A 17,064-nucleotide genomic window follows, 5' to 3' on the forward strand; every position below is an offset into this window, starting at 1 on the left:
CCTAGCTACCGACTCTGTACCTCAGTTTTTTTCTTGGCTACACTAAGCACAGATATAGACATTCCACCTAAACGCTTGGATCAAGCGTATCAGAAGCAATATTCTGAAATACAAAGATATTCTCTCTGCTTTTGCCTTATCTATCATCAAAAACGAAAAAGACAGCAATAGTACAGCTGCCAATTGGAAGAAAGAACATGATTCGCACGCCAGAAAAATTATACGCCATTATTGGACACCCATTAGGACATACAATGAGTCCTGCCCTGCATAACAGCGGGTTCAATATGTTTTCCCTTCCTGCTGTTTATATGGCGTTTCCTACCCCGCCTGAAAAGCTGGCTGACTTCATGAACGCATTCAGAACATTACCGATACATGGCGCAAGCGTGACCATTCCGCACAAAGAAACGGTTATGCAATACGTTGATCGAATTACTCCGCGTGCAGCCAAAGTCGGCGCAGTAAATACACTTTTCTGGGATAATGAGACGCTCGTTGGGGACAATACAGATGTACTCGGCTTTCTTGCCCCACTTACTCAAGACGACTGTACCTTCCGCCATGCTCTGATTCTTGGCGCAGGTGGCGCTGCAAAGGCTGTTCTGGCAGGATTACACGAATTGAATGTACAGCAAGTGACCATCTGCAACCGAACAGCAGAACGCGCTCAACATCTCGCTGAACAATTTGCTGTAGAGTTTGTCGATTGGGAAAAAAGAGGCACTGTAGAAGCTGATCTTGTCATCAATACAACACCAATGGGTATGTCTGGTGAGCATGTTGAAAAAACACCGTATCCGCCAGAGATGTTCCGTAACGAAGGCATAGCATATGATCTTGTCTACAATCCGCTCAAGACCACTTTTTTACGAGATGCTGAAAAAGCAGGATGGAATACCATAGATGGATTACATATGTTTGCTGCCCAAGGTGCAGAGCAATTCAGGCTTTGGACAGAAAAAGATATTCCCCTAGAACATATCCGTACACTTATATCTACCACACTAGGACTTTAGGCGGAGCTTAGGCATTGTCCTTAGTATACGTCATTTCTTCGGCAGCTTGGTAGAAATTTCAGGAAAAATATAAAAAGGGCGGTTGTCTTATGTAACAACCGCCCCAAAAAGAAGCTTATTTATCGGACGAGAATCGAAGTTTTGCCGAGCTGGGATGAACTCAAATGATACCTTTCGCGTGATAGATTGTACAAAAGTTTCAGCTCAGCCATCGGAGCCAGTGTCTCGTTAACGGGCAGCGACCGCGCTGTTCTTTCCGAAGCGAACGAGAATCATGCCGGAGAATTTTTCTCCACGGTATGCTTCAACGCGATATACACGTCCGCCTTTATCGAGTGAGAAACGTTTCACGAGATCTTTTTTCCGCACAAGAACATCTGACTCAGTCCCTTTGTTTGGTGCGACGTATCCGATGATGTTAAAGCGGTATCCTTTCAAAGAGCTTACTCTGAAATGATTGTTGACCTCGACGATAGTTCCTATCGGTACTTCTTGAGTGCGCCCATCAATTGTTACTTTTAATGAAGACAAGCTGTCGTCAAATTCAAAGAACTGCGGGGACAGGTTCGTCAAATTTCTATTGCCGTAATAGACCTTGTACCCGTTAGGGGCATCAACCATGGTCAACAGCGGTTTGGATGCTTTAAAGTCGTCAGCTAAGTCTTTGTTCATAGGAACATAGTTCAAGTACTTGCGAACATTATCCAGCTCCAGCTGTAATTTTCCGCCGTACAACGCCAGTTTAACCTGACTGAACATTGCTCGCTTGATGGCGCGTGGACTTAGTTCAAAATTACGAGAAAATTCTATGCCTGCCTGCTTCAAAAATGATTCAAGAACCGACAAATGATAGTATGTACGGGTCGGTGTCATGAACGACTTGCTGGCTTCAATACCGAATGCTGGTTTGCCATGCTTAATTGCATAGTAGGTGAGTGATTTTTCCATTTCATGGTCACCTTCGCGAGTGCGGGTATTTTTCAAATGAAATTTATCGCTCTTTTTCAACAACTCGGTATTTGCTTTTTTCACTGCAATTCGCGCCATGCGGCTTAAATTACCAAATTTTGGGCTTTGGATATTTTTTTGATCGATAATTACACACTGCCCCCAGTAGCGAGGGTTATGTAATTTGTCGATATACTTTGGATTGTAGAACCCGCTTCCGTCATGCAGATTGAGCACCATGTCGATCTGTTTATTCCGAATTATTTTTTTAATTCGTTGTACAGAAGCATAGTCTGGATCATTTTTATCCAAGGCAGCAAACTTTCGGTTCATATCACCGTATGACCCACGGGAGCTTTTGATGATGCTCAGAAAGTTCAAATTGGGAACAACCCAAATATTACCTTTGGTAATTTCGTAGTGGGATACAAGCATGCCCGCAGCGCTAAAACCGCCCGGTTCATCTCCTTGAATACCACCGATGACAAGAATTGTCGGACCTTTTGGATCATTGCCAAGCTTGTGCAAAGAAAAATCCAACGGTTTTTGCGCAAATGCAGAAACCGTCGTTATGGCAACGAGTATGAAAGATAATAACAATCGCATTATAAGCTCACCTTAACATGCCAGGGTTCATACCGTACTCCCAGCAAATTTCCTCTAGGGTATCGCAGTGTTAAATAGCCAAGTTCATTTAACTTATTGAACACACGTGTTTCTGTAAAACGGGAAGTGAAGTTGAACTCCCCGTATTTTTTTTGTCCTACATCAAAATCGCTGATGCCATGAAATGAGTAGCCCGGAGGTGCCAATGACCGTGAAGCAAGGGAAAGGTTCCCGCCATTGCTGCTTGCCTTCATAAGGAACAAGTGGAATTGCTTGACGACACCGCGCACGCCGGACGTTAAAATTACATCTGATGAAAGAGCACTTTTAATTTCTTTCCACACTTCAAATGGATGACCTTTGAATATGTAGTGCCCACTGTGGCGGATTTTAATTACATCTTTACGGGAGATTGTCTGCGTAAATGCAGTAATAGGCTTGTCACCGTAAAAACCTAACGCATCAGCATCATAGTAAAATATCTTTTCAAGAAACTCTTTTTCTTTAGTAGAAAACGCTCCTATGCGGCTGTACTGTCTTCCGAATAAAAAAGCCTGATCAACACTTATAAGATTAAAATTACCATAGCCGACTGTACGCATTACACGTGTAATTTTGGCAGTGCAGTTTTTAAGTAATTCTAATTCTTCATCTTTTAAAATAATATCATCAGGATGTGCTAAATCGAAATGACTCATCTTGGAGATGTAGTCTTTTACATGCAAATCATATTGTTCCTGCTGTTCCTGAGGTTCTTCCTCTGGAAATTCAGCAGCAAGCGCATTGCATGGTATTGCCATCGCTGATGCAATACAAATCTGTCGTAAAAAGGCTCGCCTATTCATACATCGCTCTTGGAAAAGGATAAGTACACTACAGCATCATTGCTATTTGTTTCGGAAGAAAAGTACGTCATTTCAGTCTAAAATTAAACCCTGATTATCAAGGCGTGATTTGTGCAGTCTGCACTGCACTCACCGCTTGTAACAGTAATATATTGTAAAAGTACATCCCTTAATATGTTTACAATAGTAATGCTGAATAATCTTAGTGTATTCAATCTACTTTTTTTCTTACCTCAGGCTCACAAAAATCATGCCTTCTTTCCAGTTGCCGCAAGGGTTCATCTTGCCATTGCTCTGTTTTTTTTTTAGCGTGGCTAATTGTAGTTCTTTTTGTGTATTCCACGTTTTGAATGCATAAATATGCAACGCACAATCCCAAATTTCTGAAATTTGCAGGACCATAATGAGTACAGCAGCATTAACCACAGCCTACAGACCACAACGCTTTGCCGAAGTTGCAGGGCAGCAGACAATCAAATCTGTTCTGTCCAGAGCAGCCAAAGAAGACAAAGTAGCCCCCGCCTACCTTTTTAGCGGCACTCGCGGTGTCGGTAAAACAACCATTGCCCGTATTTTTGCAAAAGCACTTAACTGTCAGAACGCACCGACCGGAGAGCCGTGTAATGAGTGTGAGCATTGCAAAAAGATTACGCAGGGCATGCATGTAGATGTGGTAGAAATTGACGGTGCCTCCAACCGAGGTATTGATGACGCACGCAGGTTGCGCGAATCCATTGGATATGCCGCAATGGAAGGACGTTACAAAGTCTTCATTATCGATGAAGCCCACATGCTCACCCGTGACGCGTTCAATGCGCTGCTCAAAACGTTGGAGGAACCACCTAAAGGGGTGACGTTTATTCTGGCGACTACAGAATCACATAAATTTCCGATTACAATCATCAGCCGTTGTCAGCACTACACATTTAAGATGCTTACAGAGCAGGAGCTTGTGGAGCATCTGAGTAAAATTTTAGAGCTTGAAAAACATGAATATGACCCCGCCGCAGTGCGCCTTATTGCGCGTCGTGCCGCAGGTTCTGTACGTGATTCTATGTCCCTTCTCGGACAGGTGTTGGCTCTTGGTCATGATCGTCTAGAAATAGCTGATGTACGCTCTATTCTTGGACTTGCAGGGCAAGAACTGTTTTTCAGCGTTATGGACGCTATGAAAAATCAAGATGTTGTCGCATTGTCGCAAGTTATCCGTGAAATATTGGAGCAAGGTGTAGATATTGGGTTCTTTTTGCGAGAACTCGGTAATACGTGGCGAAATTTGTTTATGCTCAAGCAGGCAGGAGAACAGGCTTTACCGCTTCTTAATTTGCCGGAAGCAGAAGCACAGCAATGGCTGGAACTTGCACCGCAATTTGCACTTTCGCATGTGCATGCTTGCTGGCAGCTTACACTTGAAGGGCAACGTCGTGTTCTTACCAGTTTAGAACCAGCAATGGCTCTTGAACTGCTGTTGCTTAACCTTGCTTTTCTACCGAAACTTATTTCTACAGAATCGCTCTCGCGTGGAACCGGTGCTCCGCAGCAACCAGCGGGACAACGCCCCGCTCCTCAGCAGGCAACACCACAACCTGCACCACAGGAAACACAACAGGCAGCACCACAAGCCCAGCAGCAACGAGCGCCGCAAGCTCCATCTCAACCGCCGCATAGACAGCAAGGGCAGCAGCCATCGTATATGCAGCAGGAGCAACGCCAGCAGCCACCACATCGGCAGCAACAGGAACAGCGTCAACAACCTCCGCATAGGCAGCAGCGTCAGCCAATGCAACAGAATATGCCGCCTTCTATGCCTCCAATGGATGCGCCACCTGTGGAGCTTCCTCCAGAGCTTGGAGGGGCGAACAACAGCATGAGCGCGCCGCCGGATATTCCTTCTTCCGGTGGAGGAGACTCCTCAAGTAATACTCAGCCGTCCGATCTTACAGGCTGGAGCGAATTTTTAGAGTCCTGCCAAAAGCAGGATGAGACGGGCGGCAAAAGCTTACAGTATCTTGCTCAGGCAACAGGGAAAAGGCTCGGTGACAGTATACAGATTACCGCGGCTGGTCGAACTCAGTACGACATGTTAAATAATACGGATGTTATCAATCTGCTTACGCACCGTGCGAAAGAGTGGTACGGAACGTCCTCTGTAATCTTGCTTGAGCCTGAATCAGAAGCGCGCAGTTATCACGAATTAAAAGAAGAAATTGAATCGAATCCGGCAGCACAGCTTCTAAAAGAAGAACTCGGTGCTGAGTTGCTGACATTCAAACATAAAGATGACCCGAGCCGGAAATAATTCCGGTGCGCAAGGCATGTTCCTATTCTTTGTTATAAACAGAAAATGGTTAGGAACGCTTTTTTCAACAAACAATGCAGAACGTATTTTTCTGCTTACAGTAAATAAAACATTCTCAAGGAGACTACCATGCGTGGAATGAACGATATGCTTCGTCAGGCTCAGATGCTTCAGAAAAAAATGACTAAACTTCAGGACGAACTGGCAGAACGCGAAGTAACCGGCACTGCTGGCGGTGGTATGATTACCGTTGTTTGTACTGGTAAACAGGAAATCCGTTCAATTGCTATCGACAAAAACGCTGTAGACCCTGAAGATGTTGAAATGCTTCAGGACCTCGTGCTTGCTGCAACCAATGACGCACTGCGTAAGTCTAAAGAAATGGCTGAAAACGAAATGGGCGCTCTCACCGGCGGCATGAACATCCCGGGCTTATTCTAAATCAGGATTATCAGTGCAACAGCTCCCTGAACCGTTAAAAATTCTGGTCGAACAGCTTTCCAAACTGCCGGGGCTCGGACCTAAGTCTGCCCAACGGCTTGCAATGACACTTCTCAAGTGGCCGGAAAAGCAAACCCGCGATCTTGGACAAAATATTCATGACTTGCGGGATAAACTCCATCTGTGTGACCGATGCGGTGCATTATCAGATACCGACCCTTGTGCTATTTGCATCAATGAGACCCGCGCTACAGATACCCTGTGTCTTGTGCCGGAGTGGGATGCAATGCTCGCACTTGAAGAAGGCGGCTTCTATAAAGGACAATACTTTATCATCGGCGGACTCATTGCGCCGCTTGAAAACGTAACTCCTGAGCAGTTGGAGCTGGACAAACTGAAGCAGCGCTTACTCGAAGGTGCTATTACCGAGATTATCTTTGCGCTCGGAACCACCATTGAAGCGGAAAATACCGTTTCCTACATTAAGGAACTTGTAAAACGGGAATTTCCGCACATTAGTGTAAGTCGACTAGCGCAAGGTATCCCCCTTGGCTCAGATGTAAAATTTGTTGATAAGGCAACGCTTCGGCAGTCATTGAATTATCGGCAAAAGCTGTAGCTGTTTCCGACGGCGCTGCCGCGGGCTTTAGAACCTTTTTTGAAGAAAGGTCTCAACGTCCCGTTACCTTGTGCCTTCGGCGACCAGAACTTTTACCCGCGAGGTCAGCACGTTTCTTTTGCTCTCTCGCGGCTTACGTCCCATTACCTTTCCATATACTTGTATACTGTTGCATCATGAGTCTTTTTGATGCAAGCGTATTCAAAATCAAAATAGTACATACAAAAGGCTGTCCCATATATGAAGGACAGCCTTTTTATTTGAATCAAGTTACGTTAAGCCGTGCAAAGACATATCCAACGGGATATCCTCGCATAATAAAAAGTTTTGAAGGGGGTCTGGGGGAAACTTTGCAAAAGTTTCAGCCCAGCTGTCGGAGACAACAGCCCCTCGGAGAGTCACCGAAGGCTTCTAAGAACAAAGTAGCCCAAGAGGTTTAAAAAATTATGGCAGCAGGTTGTCAGGTGGCTCTACATTGGCATCATCGTAGGTGGTCATTTGGTTATAGGTATTGCAGGCACAGCGCATAAGGAAAAGCGCAAGCGGCACGCCGCTGCCTTCACCTAGCCGGAGTCCGAGATCATGAAGCGGGGCAATATCCAGCTTCTCAAGGATGGTCTTGTGTCCTGCTTCGGCTGATGCATGCGAGAAAAATGTATAGTCTTTGACCGTCGGACAAAGCTTCCACGCGGCTGTGTAGGCTGCTGTTGCGATGAATCCATCGAGAAGTACGAGTTGGTTATTGGCTGCTCCACCAAGTATTAAGCCTGCCAGTGCGGCAATTTCATACCCGCCGACAGCCGCAAGAATATCTACGGGGTCACCGGATTGAATTGTATTGGCGTGTAATGACAGTGCGCGCTCGATAGCCAGAGTTTTTCTTTTGATACCCTCTGCGTCTATGCCGCCGCCTGCCCCTGTAATATCTTTCGGGAGCAGGTTAAGAAATGAGCAGTAGAGGGCTGTTGAAGGCGTTGTGTTGGAAACCCCCATTTCTCCGGTGCCGATTGCTGGGCAGCCTTCCAGATGGGCTTTATGGGCAAGGGAAGCACCAATGAGCAGCGCCCTCAGGCACATTTCTCGACTCATTGCCGGTGCTTTTGCTATGTTGTTGGTACCTTGGGCAATTTTGCATTGAATTAATGATGGGTGCTCAGGATACGCTCCACCTTTGGATGCGAGATCAACTACGCATAACTCAGCACCCGCAGTATTTGCCAACACATTTATTCCTGCCCCGCCGTTGCAAAAATTTTGTACCATCTGGCGTGTTACATCTTGTGTAAAAGCCGAGACTCCTTCTTCATTGACACCGTGGTCTCCTGCAATTGCGTAAATGCGGAGCGGATCAGCAGCTATGCCTATTGTTTTCTTTTGGATGCAGCACATGCGTATGGCAAGCTCTTCCAGCTTACCGAGGCTGCCCACAGGTTTTGTGAGATTGTCGAGACGCTGGTTTGCTGCTTTTCGCAAAGAGGGGGAAACCGGCTCAATCCGGTCTAAAAGATCGCGCAGCAGAACTTCGTTTTCTGCGGTGTTTTCGTAGGTGGAAAATTTCCTAGCTTCGAAAGCGTGACCTGATTCGGAAAATTTCATGGAATCTCCTGAAATAATGGGAAAGCCATATGCCGGATAACGCTATAGTGTTGACTTTACGTGTGATGGCGTTAGTTTTTTGTTTCAGATGTGTAGATGCTGTCTGAACGACAGTGGTACGGTTAACCATCAAGAACAGGATAAAGGTAGCTGATGCGTCGATTCTTCGCAATAATCCTTCTGGTCATGCTTAGCAGTAGTATTGCATTTGCTGGAAATAATTATGCAAAACTTCAGAACGAGGGCAGCGTTCGTATAACGCCTGTAGTTACGGCGGTGCATAAAGCTGCACCTGCGGTTGTAAGTATCAGTACTGATAGAATTGTTGAGCGCTCAGTAAATCCGTTTGCAAATTTGCTTCCCCGAAATCCGATCTTTGACGACTTTTTCCAGCGAGATCGTGGACGCCGTAAAGTTAAAGAACAAACGCTCGGCTCCGGCGTAATTATTGATTCCAATAAGGCGATTGTTTTGACAAACGCCCATGTTATTGAAGGTGCAGCCCAGATTAATGTTACGTTGCTTGATGGCAGAATTTTTACCGCGACAATGCTCGGTTCTGACCCTGATTTTGATCTTGCCGTTCTTAAACTTGATGATGCAACAGACTTACCTGAACTGCCAATGGCGCAGTCTGACGACATTATGCCGGGTGAAACTGTAATCGCCATCGGTAACCCGCTCGGGTTTAGCCACACAGTCACTACTGGGGTTGTCTCTGCATTAAATCGTTCTATTAAAACAGATAACGCAACGATTACAGACCTTATCCAGATTGATGCTGCAATTAATCCCGGAAACAGCGGAGGCCCGTTAATTAACCTTGCTGGAGAGCTGGTTGGTGTTAATACGGCTATGTTGCGGCAGGCTGCAAATATTGGGTTTTCCATTCCTATAGATAAAGCACGTCGGGCTGTAACAGAGTTACTGGAAACCGGACATATTGTACCTGTCTGGCTCGGAATTTCCGGACAGAATCTTGATGAAAACACTGCCGCGTGGTTGCAGTTGCAGTCCACAAAAGGGCTGCTTGTAACAGCAGTATTTAATGATGCTCCCGCACAGCAGGCTGGGCTGGTGTCTGGTGATACAATAATTGCTGTAAATGACAATTTGGTGACAGACCATCGTCACTATATACAGCTACTGAAGAATATGACAAAGGGAGAAAAGGTAGCCGTTACTTTTGTTCGTAATGGTGAAAAGTTTACTGCGTCACTGTATGCAGAACCATACTCTGAAGCTATGGCAGCGAATCAGCTTGTCGACAGATGGGGCTTTACGACAAGACTTGGCGATACCTATTTAGTTGTAGATTCCGTACGTAAGGGCAGCCCTGCTGCAAAGCTAGGATTACAGACTGGTGACTTGCTTGTGAACATAAGTGGAAAGAAGATGACTGATATGAATACGTTGTATCAGGCGTTCTTTACACATAGGCTGGATTCTTCCCTTATTCTGCTTGTCGGAAGAGGCGGTAAAGGCTACCGCGTTCGTATGGATATATAGTCCTACAATTACTAGATAAAAAAAAATGTGTGTGATATTCACGCAAAAAAATCTGCAAAGCATGAAGATAATGTTTTTCAGGTCTTGACACTGGCAACAGGACAGGGCTAATTGCAGGTTTCGATGAGACTAATGCACCAAACCTAGTCACTAGGTGTTGATGCTCTTATTACAGGTTCATCGAGAACCAAAATCAAACCTGGAGGATTACCATGGGTTACAATGTTACCGTTGATACAGACAAATGTACTGGCGACGCAGAATGCGTAGACGTATGTCCAGTTGAAGTTTTCGAAATGCAGGACGGCAAAGCAGAGCCAGCAAACGCAGACGAATGTCTCGGTTGTGAATCCTGTGTTGAAGTTTGTGAAGCAGACGCAATCGTTGTTGAAGAAATGTAATTCAACACGTGCGATTCTTCGCATGCTTTGATTTTTAAACCGGACAGCGGGGTATCCCGTTGTCCGGTTTCACGTATGGAAAGCTGTTTGATACGATGCCTGCAAGAGGCAGCAAGCCGCAGGGTAGCGTGATTTACTGTGTGTGCTTTTGAACTTCGTGTTCATTCTTGCTTGACCTGATCGAAACGATTTTTCAGCAGCTCTCTTTTTTGTGTGTGGGGGAACTTCGCAATATATAAGCTGTAATTTGTTCAGTAACTCTTGTTGAGCAAAAAATCCTTTCTGCTGTACCCGTTGGTACTCAACGTTTTGCCGTATATTTTTTTATTCTGCTGCCGTTCTTCCCTTGCCAGTTGGGCATTTCGTTACTAATAATTTTGTTGCAGACAGGTTCAATTTTGAGTGTGGCTGTCTGGTGACCACTAAGAATATATTGCTCCAATCATGTATGTATAAAAAGGCTACCGATTGTGGACTGTTACTGAGTCTACAGAGGTAGGGAGTTTTCTGATGAAGTTGGATTTTTCTGAATTTTTTGCACAATACGAAGCACTTGTTGCTGAAGTAGATTCTGTTTTTGATCGTGTAGCCGATATGCACGGTGACTGTATTAGCTGTAAAACTGGTTGCAGTGACTGTTGCCATGCATTGTTTGACGTAAGCCTGATTGAAGCGCTGTACCTTAACCACAAATTTCTCGAACGATACCCGTTTGGTGAAGAGCGTTCTAATATCGTAGAAGCTGCTAACATCGCGGACCGTAAGATTTATAAACGTAAGCGCCAACTGTACCGCGACTCCATGAAAGGTGTTGAAACACGCGAATTGCTCGAAGCAATGGCTAAGGAGCGTATCCGCTGCCCACTGCTTAACAGCGAAGAAAAATGTACATTGTACGATGCCCGTCCGATAACCTGCCGGTTATACGGCATCCCTACTAATATCGGTGGCAAAGCGCATACCTGCGGACTTTCTAAGTTTAAACCGGGCACACCATACCCTACTGTGTCCCTTGATACTATTCAGGATAGACTCGGAAAAATCAGCCTTGAGCTGTGTAAAAGCATCAAGTCTAGATATAAGGAACTGCCGGAAGTGCTGGTTCCTGTGTCAATGGCACTTATTACTAACTACGATGATGAGTACCTTGGTCTTAAAGAACCAAAGAAAAAGGGTGTGTAATGAGTATTTCAGCAAGTATGTACCGTACCGGTGCTGAACATGAGTTGACACCGGAAGAAGAAGAACAAAAGCGGATTATGTACGACAATATGGCTCCGCGCCGTCGTAAGTTCATTGACCGCATCGGATATGATAACTGGGATCCGTTTCCTAAACCGAACGATCCTATGGAATTGCGTATGGATTTATCCAAGCGCACCACACAGCAGCTCGTTCGCGAGTTTCTCCAGTCTCATAGAGGCCAGTATTCCAACGACTATGGTCGCGGCGCATTAGAAACCGCTGTGGGCATTGTCAATAAGGATGAGAAGTACCGCGGCATTTTTGATTTCTGCGTTTGGTATTACAACCTCTTGATTGAAGAAGGGCATATAAATCATGACGACTAAAGAATTTGCAAGCATCGAAGAGTACGTTGCTTTTTTACGTAAAGAAATTGAGGAAAACCCAGAATGTGCAAACCACCACTACAACCTTGGTGTAGCACTTCTTTCTGTACGTGACTGGAACGGTGCCGAAGCTTCTTTCCTCGAATGTATCCGTAACTCAAGCCGTTTTGCTGAAGCATATGTACAGCTTGGTGGTATTTGCATGCAGCGTAACGACCTTGAAGGTTGCATGCAGTACAACAAAGAAGCAGCACAGTGCCGTGCTAAATTCCCTGTGCCTTGGGCTAACATGGCATTTGTACATTTGCAGATGGGTAATGCTGAAGAGTCTATCAAATGTGCGATGAAAGCTCTTAAATGGGATCCTGATTTCGTTCAGGCTCAGGCTACTATTGCTTCTGCGCATTACATGCTCGGTGAGCTTGATGACAGTGAAAAAGTTTCCAAAAAAGCTATCGCTTCCTACCCTTCTTTTGCTCCGGCGTACAACAACCTTGCTCTGGTTGCTCTTGAGCGTGGTGACTTTGCCGCTGCTATCGAAAATGTAGATAAAGCAATTGAGCTTGGCTTTGACGTTGACCCTAACTTCCTTGAAGAGCTTGCTCCGCATCGCGCATAGCTTTTTGCTACAGCATATACGCTTGTCCGTTCTGTAACGAACTGGGTCGAGCGTAAGACATTGATTGTAAGAAAAAGACCGTCCTCATACGAAAGGGCGGTCTTTTTTTTGTTATAATCAGTGGAGAACGCTTTCGGCTACGGCATAATATCCCGATATATGATCTTTCATCGGGAGAGAATTATGACTGACCATATAGTATTGGAAGAGTTTTTTCAGGGCGTATTAGATTGTCATGGCGTTGTTGTCCGGCGCAATGGTGATATACGGCACAGGTTTTCAGCTGTGCTGACCGCAGAGTGGCAGACAGACGCGGTCGAGATGCTTCGGGGAAGGTTGCATGAGAAGTATACGTATGCCTCAGGACATGTGTACGAACGCTTGTGGCGTCTCACCAAAGAAAATGAGAACGGCTATATTGCGACCGCTGATGATGTGGACGGATTAGCGACGATTACAATTCGCGGCTTTGAAGTCATTCGAATGTATCAGTTGAAAATCCCTATCCGTACAAAGCATTTGACTGTTGATGTGGAAGATATGATGTGGCTTACCCCCGGTGGCGTACTAGTAGGTAAGGCTGTTATACGCAAAATGGGGGTGCGTATTGGAGAGCTTGTTACAGCTACAGTGCCTAGAAAATAATAATCGGTTATTATTTTTGATAATATAAACAGAATTTGGATATCACGGATGCAGTGCAAGGCATACGGTGCTTTGCGCTGCTTTTTATTTTTTGTCTAATTCAGTCCTACCAGCTGTCATTCCTTGAAAAGAACAGAACTAGTGCGTATTCTGCTCTGTCTGTATGTTAATTTGGTTGATTTTTACATAATTGTATACAACAAATAATCCATCAGCTTTTTACAAGGCAGGAGTGCTTTGCTTACCGTTACAAATTTATCGCATAATTTCGGGTCGTACTGGGCATTAAAGAACTGCTCTTTTTCCTTAAAAAAAGGGGAGTTTCTCTTTCTGACCGGTTCTTCCGGTGCAGGTAAAACAACGCTGCTGCGTCTGTTATACGCATCACTTCCGGTTATGCGTGGTAACGTGAATGTTGCGGGGTATGATTTAAAAACATTACCCGCGCGCAAAATTCCCGACTTGCGACGAAAAGTAAGTGTTGTTTTTCAGGATTTTAAAATTCTTCCCTACCGTACTGTGTACCAGAATGTCGCTATGGCGCTTGAAGTTCGCGGACTGAATCAGCTCCATATTGACAGAAGGGTACGTGCTGTTGTCCGCGGCTTGGGGCTTGAACCACGCATCGATATGCTGTGCGGAGAGCTTTCCGGTGGTGAACAGCAGCGAGTTGCTGTAGCTCGTTCCATTGTGGTTAACCCGAAAATTCTTCTTGCAGATGAACCGACAGGTAACCTTGATGATGAACTTGCTGCACGCATGATGAGCATATTTAAACAGTTCCACATGCATGGAACAACCGTAGTGCTTGCAACACACAGTAACGAACTGGTGCGAATGCATCCTGAGGCGCGTCAGCTTAGATTGGAGCAGGGACAAATTGTTGCTGCCAACTGGCGCGGGGCACAAGTGTTTTCGGAAAAGATTAAGGAGGTGCATATCTAATGCGTGTCTTCTTAAAACTTATCGGACAAGGCTTTCGTGACGTTGCATTGCACCCGTGGGCGCAGTTGATGGCACTTCTTGCAGTTACTTTTATTACCTTCCTTGGTGGACTCATGCTGCTGAGCGTGGACAATCTGGACAGTGAGTTAAAAGTAACCCGAGGGGAAGTAGCTTTCCAAATTTATTGGAAAAACAACGCATCGCCAAAGCAAGTAAAAGAGACATGGAAGACGTTGCACAAAATGAATGGTGTGGTTGAGGTTCTTACCTACACACCGGAAGAGGCGCTGAAAGACTTAGGTTCTGCGCTGCCGAAAGGGAGCACCAGCACGCTACTGGCTGCTAATAGCCCATTGCCGTACACGGCTGTGCTTAAATTTGCACAGCGTACGGGGGATGTATCCGGTTGGAAGCAGCATACGCAGGAGATACTGGAACGTCTGCCTGAGGTGGATATTGTGCGCTCCAGCAGCCTGAAGGACGAAGTCAGCCGTGCGTGGCAAGAGTTTTCCGGTTCGGTAACCTTGCCTATCCTTATCTTTTTGGCGGTTATTCTCTCCATTGCAGTCGGTAACACCATAAAATTGTCACTTATCAGTAAAATGGATGAAATCGAAATCTTGAAACTGGTTGGCGCAAAAAATTGGTATATCCGCACACCGCTTATTGTTGGCGGCGCATTGCTTGGCAGTGTTGGCGGTCTGCTGGGTGTTGCCGGTTTATACGCTGCATGGTGGAATCTGAAAGATACGTTCAATTTTGCGCCCCTTCACTGGGAACTCCACTTCCTGCCTGTAGACCAAGCATGTTTGCTGGTGCTTATTCCCATGGTGGTTGGCAGCATCAGTAGCTGGGTTGCTGTACGAAGTTAACACTGTGCATTGTTGCAACAGTTTATATTTAGATTGACCAGAAACACTACAGGAAGCTTAACTATGCGTAGTAAAAAAATGACAGGTGGTCTTGAAAAAGCGCCACATCGTTCCTTATTGTATGCTCTCGGGCTTACACGCGAAGAAATTTCCCGCCCGCTTGTGGGTGTTGTTAATGCAGCCAACGAGGTGGTTCCCGGTCATATTCACCTAGATACCATCGCCGATGCAGTGAAAGCTGGAATCCGTGCCGCTGGTGGTACGCCTATGGAATTTCCTGCAATTGCCGTTTGCGACGGTTTGGCGATGAACCACGAAGGCATGCGTTTTTCACTTCCGAGTCGTGAGCTTATTGCAGATTCCATTGAGATTATGGCGACTGCACATCCGTTTGATGCGCTTGTATTTATCCCGAACTGTGACAAATCGGTTCCGGGAATGCTCATGGCAATGCTGCGCATGAACATTCCTTCTGTACTGGTAAGTGGTGGGCCAATGGCTGCCGGTACAACAAAAGGAGGCGGTGGTGCAGACCTTATCAACGTTTTTGAAGGTGTTGGTCAGGTTAAGCTCGGAAAAATGACAGAAGAAGAGTTGGAAGATTTGTCCGAAACAGCTTGCCCCGGTTGTGGTTCCTGCGCCGGTATGTTTACGGCAAACTCCATGAACTGTCTTTCTGAGACCATCGGTCTTGCTTTACCGGGTAACGGCACAACTCCTGCTACTTCTGCTGCACGTATCCGTCTTGCAAAAACAGCCGGTTTCAAGGTTATGGAACTGCTTGAAAAGAATATTTGTCCACGGGATATCGTGACAGAAGCATCTGTTTCAAATGCGATTGCTGCGGATATGGCTCTCGGTTGTTCTACAAATACAGTACTTCATTTACCGGCTGTATTTGGCGAAGCCAATCTCGATATTTCGTTGGAACTGTTTGATAAAATCAGCAAGAAAACTCCTAACCTCTGTAAATTATCACCAGCAGGCGATCAATATATTCAAGACCTTCATCGAGCGGGCGGTATTCCTGCTGTGCTTGCTGAATTGCGTAAAAAAGATGCGCTTAATCTTGATGTAATGACTGTGACAGGCAAGACTCTTGGTGAAAATTTGACGGAAATGAACGCCGTCAACTGTGATCCGACAGTTATCCGCCCTATTGAAGAGCCATATTCAGAGGAAGGCGGCATTGCTATTTTGTATGGCAGTCTTGCAGAGCAGGGAGCAGTCGTAAAGCAATCTGCCGTGGCACCGGAAATGATGGTGCGAACTGCCAATGCGCGCGTATTTGATTCAGAAGAAGCAGCATTTGAAGCCATTATGGGGCAACAAATCAATAAAGGCGATGCAATCATCATTCGCTACGAAGGTCCTAAAGGTGGTCCTGGAATGCGCGAAATGCTCTCCCCGACAGCCGCAATTGCGGGAATTGGTCTTGGCTCTGATGTCGCACTTATTACAGATGGTCGTTTCTCCGGCGGAACCCGTGGCGCAGCGATTGGGCATGTTTCTCCGGAAGCAGCCGACGGCGGCATGATCGCATTTGTAGAAGAAGGTGATAAAATCGAAATTAATATTCCAGAGCGCAAACTTAATCTGCTTGTTGATGAAGCAGTTATTGAAGAGCGTAAAAAAGGCTGGAAGCCTCTGGAAAAAGAAATCTCTTCTCCGCTTCTTAAACGCTATAGCCGTATGGTTAAAAGTGCCGCTTCAGGAGCTGTGTATAAATAGTTCGTACTTGTGCGAGACACGATGAACCCGCAAGAGTTTCTTGGGAGTTTCGTAGTGTCTGTATAAAAATAGCAATAAGTTGAGCGTTGGCATGTGATCCACATGATAGTGCACGACTTTTTGAATAGTTAGAAAAGGGCTGTCCTGCCAATGTAGGACAGCCCTTTTTATTTGCAAAAAGTTAATCGTGTGAGCGCAATTGACCCTCATTCAAGCAAGGTTTTTAAAGAAGCAGAGGCTAGGCTGTGCAGAAGATCTATCCTGTCCTTTCTTACTTAGGTGTCTGCTTTATTAAAGCATCGTAGTCTGGTGCGCATGTTATGCACATACGTTCGTATTCTGTTTGTAAAATTGTAAGCAAAATTTGAAAAATACGAACAAATTATCAACATAGTACG

Annotated in this window: 16 protein-coding genes; 13 read left to right on the forward strand and 3 right to left on the reverse strand. The window is 45.5% G+C overall.

Annotated features, from left to right (window positions below):
- The first annotated feature begins 197 nt into the window (after positions 1-197).
- Complete coding sequence (gene aroE, locus N4A56_RS11675; protein WP_295547498.1) at positions 198-1,019, forward strand: shikimate dehydrogenase; 822 nt, start codon at positions 198-200, stop codon at positions 1,017-1,019.
- Positions 1,020-1,247: 228 nt separating this feature from the next.
- Here the strand turns inward: aroE and N4A56_RS11680 are convergent, their stop codons facing one another.
- Both N4A56_RS11680 and N4A56_RS11685 read right to left on the reverse strand, forming a co-directional pair.
- Positions 1,248-2,573 carry a M14 family metallopeptidase gene (locus tag N4A56_RS11680; RefSeq protein ID WP_295547501.1) on the reverse strand — a complete coding sequence of 442 codons (1,326 nt, stop codon included), beginning with the start codon at positions 2,571-2,573 and terminating at the stop codon, positions 1,248-1,250.
- Complete coding sequence (locus N4A56_RS11685) at positions 2,573-3,418, reverse strand: M15 family metallopeptidase (RefSeq protein ID WP_295547503.1); 846 nt, start codon at positions 3,416-3,418, stop codon at positions 2,573-2,575. Before N4A56_RS11685 ends, N4A56_RS11680 begins: the two co-directional genes overlap by 1 nt.
- A gap of 403 nt (positions 3,419-3,821) precedes the next feature.
- Between N4A56_RS11685 and dnaX the strand changes: the two genes are divergently transcribed.
- The 3 genes from dnaX (at position 3,822) to recR (ending at position 6,777) form a co-directional block, all read left to right on the forward strand.
- Positions 3,822-5,717 (forward strand): DNA polymerase III subunit gamma/tau, encoded by a 1,896-nt coding sequence (gene dnaX / locus N4A56_RS11690; protein ID WP_295547506.1) that lies wholly within the window; start codon positions 3,822-3,824, stop codon positions 5,715-5,717.
- Positions 5,718-5,846: 129 nt separating this feature from the next.
- Positions 5,847-6,158: a YbaB/EbfC family nucleoid-associated protein gene (locus N4A56_RS11695; protein WP_293670959.1), complete on the forward strand. Its 312-nt coding sequence runs from the start codon at positions 5,847-5,849 to the stop codon at positions 6,156-6,158.
- 13 nt (positions 6,159-6,171) lie between these two features.
- Positions 6,172-6,777, forward strand: a complete 606-nt coding sequence (gene recR / locus N4A56_RS11700; protein ID WP_295547509.1) for a recombination mediator RecR — start codon at positions 6,172-6,174, stop codon at positions 6,775-6,777.
- Between the two features lie 444 nt (positions 6,778-7,221).
- On the opposite strand, the gene cobT is transcribed toward recR, so the two are convergent.
- Positions 7,222-8,373: a nicotinate-nucleotide--dimethylbenzimidazole phosphoribosyltransferase gene (gene cobT / locus N4A56_RS11705; protein WP_295547510.1), complete on the reverse strand. Its 1,152-nt coding sequence runs from the start codon at positions 8,371-8,373 to the stop codon at positions 7,222-7,224.
- Between the two features lie 153 nt (positions 8,374-8,526).
- Between cobT and N4A56_RS11710 the strand changes: the two genes are divergently transcribed.
- From N4A56_RS11710 to ilvD, 9 genes are all read left to right on the forward strand, one after another.
- Positions 8,527-9,882, forward strand: coding sequence for a trypsin-like peptidase domain-containing protein (locus N4A56_RS11710; protein WP_293670964.1), 1,356 nt, complete (start codon positions 8,527-8,529; stop codon positions 9,880-9,882).
- A 212-nt stretch (positions 9,883-10,094) separates the two neighbouring features.
- Positions 10,095-10,283 carry a ferredoxin gene (locus N4A56_RS11715; protein ID WP_293670966.1) on the forward strand — a complete coding sequence of 63 codons (189 nt, stop codon included), beginning with the start codon at positions 10,095-10,097 and terminating at the stop codon, positions 10,281-10,283.
- Between the two features lie 510 nt (positions 10,284-10,793).
- Complete coding sequence (locus N4A56_RS11720) at positions 10,794-11,465, forward strand: YkgJ family cysteine cluster protein (protein ID WP_293670967.1); 672 nt, start codon at positions 10,794-10,796, stop codon at positions 11,463-11,465.
- The gene (locus tag N4A56_RS11725; protein ID WP_293670968.1) at positions 11,465-11,854 is read left to right on the forward strand and encodes a hypothetical protein; all 390 of its coding nucleotides are present in this window, start codon (positions 11,465-11,467) and stop codon (positions 11,852-11,854) included. The genes N4A56_RS11720 and N4A56_RS11725 overlap by 1 nt, the downstream gene beginning before the upstream one ends.
- The gene (locus tag N4A56_RS11730) at positions 11,844-12,473 is read left to right on the forward strand and encodes a tetratricopeptide repeat protein (protein ID WP_293670969.1); all 630 of its coding nucleotides are present in this window, start codon (positions 11,844-11,846) and stop codon (positions 12,471-12,473) included. The genes N4A56_RS11725 and N4A56_RS11730 overlap by 11 nt, the downstream gene beginning before the upstream one ends.
- Positions 12,474-12,656: 183 nt before the next feature.
- Positions 12,657-13,118, forward strand: a complete 462-nt coding sequence (locus tag N4A56_RS11735) for a DUF3833 family protein (protein ID WP_295547514.1) — start codon at positions 12,657-12,659, stop codon at positions 13,116-13,118.
- A 237-nt stretch (positions 13,119-13,355) separates the two neighbouring features.
- Entirely contained in the window at positions 13,356-14,063 is a 708-nt protein-coding gene (ftsE, locus tag N4A56_RS11740; protein ID WP_293670971.1) for a cell division ATP-binding protein FtsE, read from the forward strand.
- Positions 14,063-14,935, forward strand: a complete 873-nt coding sequence (locus N4A56_RS11745) for a permease-like cell division protein FtsX (RefSeq protein ID WP_293670972.1) — start codon at positions 14,063-14,065, stop codon at positions 14,933-14,935. The genes ftsE and N4A56_RS11745 overlap by 1 nt, the downstream gene beginning before the upstream one ends.
- 63 nt (positions 14,936-14,998) lie before the next feature.
- Positions 14,999-16,666, forward strand: a complete 1,668-nt coding sequence (gene ilvD, locus N4A56_RS11750; protein ID WP_295547517.1) for a dihydroxy-acid dehydratase — start codon at positions 14,999-15,001, stop codon at positions 16,664-16,666.
- Positions 16,667-17,064: the final 398 nt, after the last annotated feature.

Source organism: Halodesulfovibrio sp. (assembly GCF_025210605.1).
Classification (GTDB): Bacteria; Desulfobacterota; Desulfovibrionia; order Desulfovibrionales; family Desulfovibrionaceae; genus Halodesulfovibrio.